Annotated in this window: 1 protein-coding gene; it reads left to right on the forward strand. The window is 45.9% G+C overall.

Annotated features, from left to right (window positions below; all coding sequences use genetic code 11):
• The first annotated feature begins 10 nt into the window (after nt 1-10).
• Nucleotides 11-12799: a polyketide synthase PksM gene (pksM, locus tag MKX71_RS09215; RefSeq protein WP_339231978.1), complete on the forward strand. Its 12789-nt coding sequence runs from the start codon at nt 11-13 to the stop codon at nt 12797-12799.
• Nucleotides 12800-12865 lie beyond the last annotated feature (66 nt).

A 12865-nucleotide genomic window follows, 5' to 3' on the forward strand; every position in this document is an offset into this window, starting at 1 on the left:
GAGTGGGAAAATGATAACTGAACAACTGCACATTTCATTAAATAATCCAATCATGTCCAACCACAAGGTATATGGACGAGCGTTATTACCCGGCCTTGCTTATATAGATTTAATCTACCAAGTATTCCAGGAACATGGTTATGCATACCAAGAGCTTGAATTAAAAAACCTGACCATTTTTTACCCTTTGATCGCAGATGAGTCATATGACATTGCCCTGACCATTCACGTGTCTGAAAGAAAGGAAGGGACATGGTCCATCATCATCGACGGACAAAAACAGCATGGAGAATCACTATCTGACAAGAGACAATATGTGACTGCTGACATGCATCGTAATGAGCAAACCGCTTTTGCCGAATCAATAGACCTTAATCAGTGGAAAAGTACAGCTGACAGGATTCTGAATTTAGATGAAATCTATGAACAATGCCGTTCTCAGGAGTTAGTCCATACCGGCATGATGAAGGCAAAAGGGCGGATTTATGAAACCAAAGAGGGTGCTTTAATTGATTTAGCAGTTGGACAGGAAGCCCTGCGCCATTCTGAAGCTTTTCTGTTTCATCCGACGCTTATTGACGGCAGCGGCATAGGTTCAAGCTGCCTGATCTCAGATCAAACGATGTACCTGCCATTGTATTATGAATCGTTTTCTGCTTCAGAACGATTGCAAAAAGGATGTACAGCACGGATCCTCTCCTCATCTGTGCACCAAAAGAAAGAACTCACTTATATGACGATTGAATATTTTAATTCAGCAGGACAAAAAGTGGCCGAGCTGAAACAATTTGCAGGCAAGTCTGTACGGAATGGATCAGCCTTTCATTCTTCAAGAGAAATTCAAGAAGAAAGAGATGCTGTCTCTCAGAACATCAGTCGGGACTATCCCGCATTTGAAATGTATTTGCGTCAGCTGCTTGCTAAGCAGCTTGAAAGGCCGGCAGACCAAATGGATATCCACGCTGGGTACTATGAGCTTGGTCTGGATTCTCCGTCATTGCTTACCGTGGTTCAGGAAATTGGAGATAAGGTTGGAGCGGATCTTGCTCCGACACTGCTGTTTGAATTTACAACAATTGCAGAACTAGCTGCTCATCTTGCTGATAACTATTCAATTGGAGAGGCGGACGATGCTGTCCGCCAATCTCCTTCACCAATTGATGGTGTTACCTCTTCACCTGAGATCGGGGAGGACATAGCCATTATCGGAATGGCGGGACGCTATCCTAAGGCGAAAAACATACAGGAATTTTGGGAACAGCTTAAAGTGGGTACCGACTGCATCACAGAGATTCCAAACTCACGCTGGGAATGGAAAGAAAACAATGGACTGGATTCACCTTCGGGCAAGCCATTGTCAAAATGGGGCGGGTTTATCGAGGATGCTGATTGTTTTGATCCTCAATTTTTCAGAATCTCTCCGCGTGAAGCGGAAATGATGGACCCTCAGGAACGGTTATTTTTAGAGACGTGCTGGGAAGCTATTGAAGATGCGGGTTATACACCAGAGACGATTGCTTCACCGCAGGGAGAAAATAAAAGACAGCATGTCGGTGTGTTTGCCGGCGTTATGCATAAGGACTATTCCCTTATAGGGGCTGAAGCTCTATCAGAACACAATCCATTTCCTTTATCGCTGAATTATGCGCAAATCGCCAACAGGGTCTCTTACTATTGTAATTTCCACGGCCCAAGCATGGCGGTGGACACGGTCTGCTCTTCCTCATTAACTGCGGTTCATCTGGCAATAGAGAGCATCCGGAATGGAGAATGCGAGGCCGCGCTTGCCGGAGGCGTCAATTTGTCACTGCATCCGGCTAAATATATCAGCTATGGCAGTGTAGGGATGCACTCAAGTGACGGCTATTGCCATACTTTCGGCAAAGGCGGGGATGGCTACGTATCTGGAGAAGGTGTCGGCACAGTATTGCTAAAACCGCTGCGAAAAGCTGAACAGGACGGTGACCGAATCTATGCTGTCATCAAAGGCAGTACGATCAATCATGTAGGGAAAGTAAGCGGAATTACAGTACCGAGCCCGGTAGCTCAAGCTGATGTTATCGAAGCGTGTCTAGAAAAAACAGGAATTGATCCGCGCACCATCAGCTATGTTGAAGCCCATGGCACTGGCACCTCATTGGGAGATCCGATTGAAATACAGGGGTTAGTAAAAGCTTTCAGCCGCAATACGCAGGACAAGCAATTCTGTTCAATCGGTTCTGTTAAATCGAATATTGGCCATGCTGAAGCTGCAGCCGGCATTAGCGGCTTAACGAAGACTGTCCTGCAGTTGCATCATAAAACCTTGGTGCCCTCATTACATTCAGAAGAGCTGAATCCTTATTTGAAGCTTGATCAAACCCCATTTTTTGTCCAGCATGAAACAAAGGAATGGGAGCAGCCATCTTTTACAGAAAACGGGGTGGACGTCACATATCCCCGCCGTGCCGGTTTAAGTTCGTTTGGCGCTTCAGGTTCAAATGCGCATCTTATTTTGGAAGAATATATTCCGGCAGAGAGCCATTCAGAGACGATTTTAACGAAAAATGAAGAAATAGTTATACCTTTGTCTGCGAGAAACAAAGATCGTCTGCAGGCTTACGCTCTTAAACTTCTTGATTTTCTTAGCGAGGACGTCAATCTTTTGGCGTTAGCTTATACCATGCAGGCAGGACGGGTTGAAATGGAGGAGCGTGCGGCCTTCATTGTAAAAGACATAAAAGATTTAACGGCTAAACTTCGGGCGTTTGCCAATGGCGAAGAAGAGATCGAGGGCTGCTGGACCGGACGAGCCAAGGAGAATCAGGAGGCGGCTGGGCTAGCATCGGTAAATGCGCTGAATAACAATTTGATAACAGACAGTGAAATGATGGAAATGGCGAAAGCATGGGTTCAAGGAAAGCGGGTCACCTGGGACGACCTATACGGCGATCGCAAGCCGCTTAAGATCAGTGTTCCGACCTATCCGTTTGCAAGGGAGCGCTACTGGATCCCGGTTCCTGAAATGAAAACCAGCACTGTGAATCATATCTTACATCCGCTGGTGCACCGCAATACATCAGACTTTACTGAGCAGCGCTTTAGCTCTGTATTTACAGGCACGGAATTTTTCCTTTCTGATCATGTTGTACAGGGACAGAAGATTTTGCCGGGCGTTGCCTATTTAGAAATGGCAAGGGAAGCAGCGGAAAAAGCTGCAGGCGATCTGGACGGCGAACAAAGAGTGGTGTCGCTTAAAGACATTGTGTGGGTGCGTCCTATCACGATTGAAAGTGAACCAAAAGAAATACATATTGGCCTTTTTCCTGAGGATAACGGGGAAATCTCCTTTGACATTTATAGCAGCTCTGAACATAAAGAAGAAGCCCTGACGATACACTGCCAAGGCCGCGCTGTCATTTCAGATGAAGCGGACACTTCCATTTTAAACCTTTCATCAATACAGACAGAATGCAGTTTGGACACAGTGACGTCAGAACAATGCTATGCAGCGTTTCGAAAGATTGGGCTTGACTATGGAGAGGGCTATCAAGGGATTGAAAAAGTCTATGTCGGCAAAGATCAATTGCTTGCAAAAATCTCGTTACCCGCTTTTCTAAAAAACGACAAGCAGCATTTTGCGCTCCACCCGAGTTTGATGGATTCCGCGTTCCATGCCACAGTCGGTTTTATCGTTAGCTCAGTCAATGCCGCTGGACAAGCTCAGACGCTGTCTCTTCCATTTGCGTTGCAGGAGGTTGATATTTTCAGCCCATGTCCAGAGAAGATATGGTCTTATATTCGATACAGTTCAGACAGTAAAGCGGAGGACAAAGTCAGAAAGTATGATATTGATTTATGTGATGAGAACGGACACGTTTGTGTGCGAATGAAGGGTGCCTCGATGCGGGCACTTGATGGAGAGCGGCATTCAAGGTCTCAACTAGTAACTGATTCTCAGCTGACCGGGCATACGATGATGATCCCCGTCTGGGAACCAGTCTCTCTAGAAGCGGAGGATAATGCTTCGTTTGCTGGTAAAAGAGCTGTTTTATGCGGAGCTGCTGAAGCTGATCGGACTTTCATAAAGCATCATTATCCGCAAATTTCCTTTGTCGATATCCGCCCTGCAGATGACATTGAGGCAATAGCGGACAAACTGCAAGCGTACGGAAGCATTGACCATGTTTTGTGGATTGCCCCGTCACACCGGGGAAGTATAGGTAGTGATGGACAAGAAGAAGCTGTTCTTCACTTATTTAAGCTTGTGAAAGCATGCCTGCAATTAGGCTATGGCGAGAAACAACTTGAATGGTCTCTTGTGACCGTCCAAGCGCAGCCGGTTACGCAACATGAGGCAGTACAACCCGCTCATGCAAGCATTCATGGGCTTGCCGGCACAATGGCAAAGGAATATCCACACTGGAAAATCCGTCTTCTCGATCTTGAAAAAGGCTGCACATGGCCGGTAAATCACATGTTTGCGCTCCCAGCTGACCGCCTTGGCCATGCTTGGGCCTATCGTAATCAGCAATGGCATCAGCAGCAATTGATCCCATATCGGCACTCACTGTCTGGCGACACGCTATATCGGAAAGGCGGAGTCTATGTGGTCATCGGAGGAGCCGGGTATATCGGAGAGGCATGGAGTGAGTACATGATCCGCCGCTACCAGGCGCAAATCGTTTGGATTGGGCGAAGTCAACTTAATGCTGCCATCCAGTCAAAAATAGACCGACTTTCGGCGCTTGGCCCTGAGCCTTTCTACATTGCAGCCGATGCAGCCGATAAGCATTCATTGCAGCAGGCTTATGATCAAGTGAAAATGCGCCATCCTCATATTCACGGGATTGTTCACTCTGCGATGGTTTTATTTGAGCAAAGCCTGGAAAAAATGAAGCCGGAAGAATTCACCGCTGGACTGGCGGCGAAGATCGATGTCAGTATTCGGTTGGCCCAAGTGTTCCGCCAGGAGAATGTAGATTTTGTTTTATTCTTCTCTTCGCTTGTAGCCCATATAAAAAATGTGAAGCAAAGCCATTATGCCTCTGGCTGTACATTTGCAGATGCTTTTGCTCACCGGCTTTCTCAGAGCTGGGCATGCCCTGTAAAAGTCATGAACTGGGGATATTGGGGGAATAGTGAAGCGGCTGAGGATGAACATTATGTACAGCTCATGAATCAAATCGGCTTAGGTTTAATTGAGCCTGCGGAAGCTATGAAGGCGCTGGAAGCCCTGCTTTCTGGGCCAGTCAGCCAAACAGCTTTCATTCATACGACAAAGCCTGTAGCAGTCGAAGGCGTGAATCAGAATGAATTCATCGCTCTTTATCCAGAGCAACCTTCAGCAGATGCAGAGAGCCTGATGGAGCGTCTGCCGACTACGGCACGATTTCAAAGAGTGACACATGAAGAGCTTGATGATCTTCTTTACAGGCTGTTGTTAGGACAGCTTCAAACAGCCGGGCTGTTTGATGGTTATACATTATCGGTTGAACGTCTTCAACAATATAAGACTCGTGAATTTTATGGAAAATGGATTCGGCAAAGCAGCGAATTTCTCTTGCAGCATGGCTATCTTAAGAAAGTTGGAGATTCATTGGTGAGGAAGGACCAAGCAGAGGATATCGAGCTGCTTTGGCAAGAATGGAATGCGAAAAAAGAAAAGTGGCTTAAAGACAGCGAGACAAAAGCGATGGTTGTCTTAGCAGAGGCCATGCTGAAAGCATTACCGGATATTTTGACAGGGAAAGTCCCTGCAACAGATATCATGTTCCCGCATTCCTCGATGGAACTGGTGGAAGGCATTTATAAGCATAACCAAGTGGCAGATTATTTTAATAAAGTGCTTGCCGATACATTATTAGCTTATCTGGATGAACGTCTGAAGCACGACCCTGAGGCATCGATTCGCATTATGGAAATAGGCGCAGGCACAGGCGGCACGAGTGCCGGAATCTTTGAAAAACTGAAACCATATCAAAAGCACATCAATGAATATTGCTATACAGATCTGTCTAAAGCATTTTTGCTGCATGCAGAAAAGGAATATGGGGCGGAAAATCCGTACCTGACATATCAGCTTTTTGATGTGGAAAAACCGATTGATCAGCAGGAATTTGAAGCGGGAGGCTATGATGTCGTCATTGCCGCTAATGTCCTTCACGCAACAAAAAATATCCGTCAAACACTGCGGCATACAAAAGCGGTAATGAAAAACAACGGGATGCTGCTGCTGAATGAAATGGCGGGAAACAGCCTGTTCCCTCACATCACCTTTGGTCTTTTGGAAGGCTGGTGGCTGTATGAAGATCCTGCAGTGCGGATTCCCGGCTGTCCAGGCTTACATCCTGACAGCTGGAAAGCGGCACTTGAAAGCGAAGGCTTTGAATCTGTCTTTTTCCCGGCTGAGGCGGCACATGATCTGAGTCACCAAATCGTCGCAGCCTCAAGCAACGGGCTGGTTCGCCGTATGATGAAAAATGTGATCTTGCCGGAGAAGGTTGTTTCACAAGCGTCTAATCAGGAGCCATCCTACATTCATACCATAGATTCAGAGGAAGCTGGACAATCAAAACATGCTCTCCTAAGAGAAAAAAGCACAGAATATATGAAAAAACTAATCGGGGAAACGTTGAAAATTCCTGCAAGCAAAATTGAGTCAGCTGAACCGCTTGAAAAGTACGGGATTGATTCTATCGTCGTTGTCCAGCTGACAAATACATTACGTAAAGAATTTGACCATGTAAGCAGCACTTTATTTTTCGAGTACCAGACCATTGACGCATTAGTTGATCATTTCATCAAAACAAAAACAGAAGCGCTGATGAAATTAACAGGTCTTGACCGTCAAGTTCAACAACAGACACCGGCCGAAAGCAGAACCCAATCCTCACAGAAACCTGATCAGGCCGCTAAAAGAACACGGCGCTATCGCAAGCTTGGCTTCAGCGGGGAGAAAGAAACACCGACAAACACTCTTGCAAGTCGTGACGTTGCCATTATCGGCATTTCTGGACGCTATCCTCAGGCGGAAACAGCAGAAGACTTTTGGAACAACCTAAAAGAAGGAAGAAATTGTATTGAGGAAATTCCGAAAGATCGCTGGGATTGGAAAGCTTATTACGATAAAGAAAAAGGAAAAGAAGGATCAATTTATACGAAATGGGGCGGATTTATCAAGGATATGGACAAGTTTGACCCATTATTCTTTCAGATTTCTCCGCTTGAGGCAGAAAGAATGGACCCTCAGGAGCGATTATTTCTGCAAACCGCTTATGCAAGTATTGAAGATGCGGGATACACGCCTGACTCGCTCTGTTCAAGCAGAAAAATCGGCGTCTTTGCCGGAGTCATGAACAAAAATTATCCGACCGGCTACGGCTATTGGTCTATCGCCAACAGAATATCCTATTTACTGAATTTCCAAGGCCCGAGTCTTGCAGTCGATACAGCCTGCTCATCCTCCCTGACAGCGATTCATTTAGCGCTGGAAAGCATCTATAGCGGATCGAGTGATTGTGCCATTGCCGGCGGTGTCAATTTAGTTGTCGACCCGGTTCACTATCAGAATTTATCTGTCATGAATATGCTCTCTGCTAGTGATACATGTAAATCATTCGGCGATGATGCAGATGGATTTGTCGACGGTGAAGGCGTAGGCGCCATTGTGTTAAAGCCGCTGCAGCAAGCAATAGCGGACGGTGACCATATTTACGGTGTGATAAAGGCAAGTGCCATTAATAGCGGAGGAAAAACAAATGGATACACGGTTCCAAATCCTCATGCACAGGCACAGGTAATTAAAGAAGCAATGGAGCGCGCCGACATTCCTGCCCGAACCATCAGTTATTTAGAGGCGCATGGAACAGGCACTGCATTAGGAGATCCGATTGAGATAGCGGGGTTAACAAAAGCATTCGAGAAAGATACGCAGGAGAAACAGTTTTGTGCGATCGGCTCCAGCAAATCAAATATCGGTCATTGTGAAAGTGCAGCCGGAATTGCAGGGCTGACAAAAATACTTTTTCAGTTTAAATATGGCCAAATTGCACCATCATTGCATGCTCAGCGGTTGAATCCGAACATCGAGTTCAGCCATACGCCATTTGTCGTTCAGCAGCAACTTGGTGAATGGAAACGCCCGGTGATTGGCGGGCAAGAGGTGCCTAGGCGCGCTGGCTTGAGCAGTTTTGGCGCCGGAGGGTCCAATGCCCATATCATCCTGGAAGAATATATTCCAAGAACGGGGGCGCAAACGCCGAAAGACCATCCTCCAGCGCTGATTGTGCTGTCGGCCAAAAACATGGAACGCTTGCAAGAAAAAGCGGAACAGCTGCTTACAGCCATCAAACAAAAAAGGTACCGCGAAACAGACCTGATCAGGATTGCCTATACCTTGCAAACAGGCCGTGAAGCAATGGAGGAACGGCTGGCCTTTATAGCGGAATCACTAGAGGATCTTGAGAGAAAGCTGAACGATTTTATCGAAAACAAAGCAGACAGCCTGTATCTGGATCGTATCGATGATAACAAAAAAGCGTTAGCAGTCTTATCAGCGGATGAGGATACGGAAAAAATCATAGAAGCATGGATGAGCAAAGGGAAATACACGAAACTGCTGGATCTTTGGGTGAAAGGCTTGTCTTTCGACTGGGGCATGCTGTACGGCACCCAAACGCCTGTCCGGATCAGTCTTCCGGCATATCCATTTGCAAAAGAACGTTACTGGGCACCAGGCGCGGCAAAGGCTCCGGCGTCTATAGAACAGGATCATGATCAGCAAACAGAAGAACCTTTCAAGGTTATGACTTTTCAAGAAGTGTGGAAAGAAGAGCCGGCGACTCTCACATCGAAACGTATCAAAACGCTCATCTGTTTTCTGACTGAAAGAGAAAAGCAAAACGCATTTGCTTCAGCCCTGAAAAACGTTGATCAAGACACCAAGGTCATTTTTATATCACAGGGCGAAGTGTACAGCAAACAGTCTGAATATAGCTACCAGATTGTGCGGCAAGAACCCGTTACTTTTGAAAAGGCCTTCCAGAGCATTAAAGAAGAACTTGGAGAGCCAGATGCAATCCTCTATATGTGGCCTATGGAAGACAAGTGCTGTATAAAGGACCATTCCTGTATTGTTTACCTATTACAAGGTATGTCCGCAGCAAAGCTTCATCCTTCACGGCTGCTGCTGGCAGGATGTTTTGAAGATGGTCTTGACAGAAGCTATCTGGAATCATGGATTGGCTTCGAACGTTCACTCGGGCTTGTCCTTCCGCACACAAAAGTGACTGGAATCTTTCAGCCGGCGGAACAAGGATCGATGGATGATTGGACACGTAAAATATGGGCAGAATTACAGGCTTCAGCTGAACAAACGGTTTTGTATCAGAATGCGAAACGATATGTAAATCACATTGAACAGACAACGATACAACCGGACGACAGCAAATTGAAGTCTGGCGGTACTTACCTGATTACAGGCGGTGTAGGAGGGCTTGGTTATTTATTTGCCAAGCATTTGGCCAAAAACTATGCCGCAAACCTGATTTTGACAGGGCGGTCGCCTTTTAATGATGAAAAGCAAAAGCAAATAAAAGAATTAAAGGATCTAGGCGGCGAAGCGATGTATGCAGAAGCAGATGTGTCTGATCCTATCGCAATGGGAGACTGCGTAAAAAGAGGGAAAGACCGATTCGGTGCCATCAACGGTGTCATTCATGCAGCCGGAATCGAAAGCGACTCTGCTATTTTTGACAAAAAGATCGAAAGCTTCCAGCGCATCATTGAACCGAAAATCAACGGCACGATAGCGCTTGATGAATGGCTTAAAAATGAAGACCTTGATTTTATGTGTTATTTTTCTTCTTCTTCTGCGGTTTTAGGGGATTTTGGATGTTGTGATTATGCGATTGGCAATAGGTTTCAGATGGCTTACGCACAATACAGAAATGAGCTGCATAACGGTAAAACGTTTGTCATCAACTGGCCTGTATGGAAGGATGGCGGAATGAAGATCGGTGATGAGGAAACAACGGATATGTACCTGAAATCAAGCGGCCAACGCTTCCTAGAAGCCGAGGAAGGCATCCGTATGTTTGAGCACATCCTAGCTCAGCAGGATGCTCAGCATCTCGTGATAGCCGGTCAGCCCAGCCGTGTCAGCAGATTTTTAGGAATGACTGAACCAGCTATTCCAGAACCGGCCACTCAAGCCCCTCTAGCACAAGAAAACAAGGATGAGGTAAAAACGTTAAGCATTGAAAAGCGTTTAGAACACGACTTGAAAGAGCATATTCACACATTGCTTAAGATTTCAAAGGACAAGCTGAATTTGAACAAAAATTGGGCCGACTTCGGATTTGATTCAATCTATTTGGCTAAATTTTCGAATGTGTTATCAAAGCATTTCAACATCGAAGTGACACCGGCTTTATTTTTCGGCTATTCGACTTTACAAGAATTGATCGGCTTTTTCTTAACCGATCATAAAGAGCTGATTGAAGCATTTTACCGGGATGATGCATCAGAGGCGCAAAAGCCCCCTGAAGCTTATGCAGCAATTCCTGTAGCTTTAGAACCAGAAGCCAGTAAAAAAAGCATTCGGCAGGTTCACGATGAGCCTATTGCCATTATCGGCATGAGCGGCAGGTTCCCTCAAGCTGATTCGGTCCATGAGCTGTGGGATAATCTGAAAAAAGGTAAATCGTGTATCTCTGACATCCCGGGCGAACGCCGGGACTGGGGGAGAGCTAACAGAGATCCAGAAAAAGCAGTGCCAAGGTGGGGGGCATTTTTGAAGGACATAGACCGGTTTGATCCGCTGTTTTTTCAAATATCGCCTAAAGAAGCCGAAAGCATGGACCCGCGCCAGCGCATTTTTCTAGAGGAAGCATGGCACACGTTTGAAGACGCCGGCTATATGGGAGATCGGATAAAAGGAAAATCCTGCGGTGTTTATGTAGGTGTGGAAGAAGGGGAATATGCGCATCTAACCGGAGATACGGATTACATTAACGGAACACAAAACGCCACATTGTCTGCGAGAATCGCATACGCATTGGATTTAAAAGGGCCTAATATGGCTTTGACAGCAGCATGTTCATCTGGACTGGTAGCGATTCACCAGGCATGTTCAGCTCTGCGTCAGGGGGATTGTGAAATGGCTTTAGCCGGCGGCGTCAGCTTGAATATTTCTCACATGTCTTTTGAGGCGCTGACAAGGGCCGAAATGCTGTCTCCGAACGGACAATGCAAAGTGTTTGACCAGGATGCCAATGGTCTTGTGCCAGGTGAAGCGGTGGCTGCTGTTCTCTTGAAACCATTATCAAAGGCAATTGAAGATAAAGATCATATTTATGGCTGCATCAAGGCTAGCGGCGTGAATTACGATGGCAAAACCAACGGCATTACTGCGCCAAATCCTTTTAGCCAGGCAGAATTGATCGAAAACATTTATGAAAAAAATGAAATCAATCCGCTCGATATTCAATATGTGATGGCGCACAGTACCGGCTCGAATCTTGGTGATCCGCTTGAGGTCCAAGCGTTAACGAGCTTGTTCAGCAAATATACGAAGCAGAAGCAATTCTGTATGATCAGCTCAATTAAACCTTTAATCGGACATACATTTGCAGCGTCAGGAACGGTTGCTTTAATCAGTATGCTGATGGCTATGAAAAACCAGATCATTCCGGCCACTCATCACTGTGAATCGGAAAACCCGTATATTCCGTTTAAAGAAAGCCCATTTGTGCTTTGCAAAGAAAACCATTCGTGGATCAGGAAAAATCAGAAGCCGAGGATGGGAACGATCAGCACGACTGGAATCAGCGGCACCAATGCACATGCAGTCATTGAAGAATACATTCCGGATAATCAGCCGTCCACACAGCGGCATCAAGGGTCACCGCAGATCATTGTGCTTTCAGCCCAAAATGACGATCGGCTTCAGGATGCTGCCTGCCGCATGATTGCGTATCTGGAGCAGAATCATAACCTTTCTTTACCTGATGTGGCATATACGCTTCAGGTTGGGAGAAAAGCCATGGAAGCAAGGCTCGCGATCGTTGCAAACAATCAGAAGCAATTGGTGCGAAAATTGAAGGAATATGTGGAAGCAATGAAGAATGGTGGGGTATCAGGCCAACAGAGATCCCTTTATACAGGATATACAGAAGGGATTTTAGAAGAACAAGATGAAGCAGTTCTGCAAGCTCTCGCAAAAGAAAGAAATTTGGAAAACATCGCGGAATGCTGGGTGAAAGGATATCAGATTCCTTGGGAACTCCTTCATGATGGCGATCACGTTCGGATGGTTTCTTTACCTGGTTATCCATTTGCAAGGGAACGGTATTGGATTTCGTCAGGCACTCAGCAATCAGAGGCCGTTAAACAGCATTCACAAGATATGAAAACAGAGATTGACGAGCCGAATGGCAAAACCCATATTCAAAAGATCATTGTTCAATTTTTAGCACGAGAATTGGGCATATCTGAGGATCGAATCAATTTCAAAAGAAACTTCCTGGATTATGGGATGGATTCAATTCTTGGCCGAAAATTGATGCGGCATATCGAAAAAACCACGCAGCTGAAGATGGCCGGCCGGGAAATCCTTGAATGTCAGACAGTCCAAGCTCTATCTGACCATTTGGCCTTAAAAGCGGAAAAACAAAATCATAGCGCAGCAGCACATCACATAAAGGGCACGTATACAGACGAGCAAATCATCGGATTGATGCAAGAGGTGGCGCTAGGGAAATTGGATTTTAAGAGTGTGCAAAACATCATAGAAGGGAGTAAATCGTATGAATCATAAAGAAATTCTCGATGCCTTCAGATCAGGAGAATTAACCATTTCTGAGGTGGAAGAACATCTTAAAGG

The organism is Bacillus sp. FSL M8-0071 (assembly GCF_037975455.1).
Lineage (GTDB): Bacteria > Bacillota > Bacilli > Bacillales > Bacillaceae > Bacillus > Bacillus subtilis.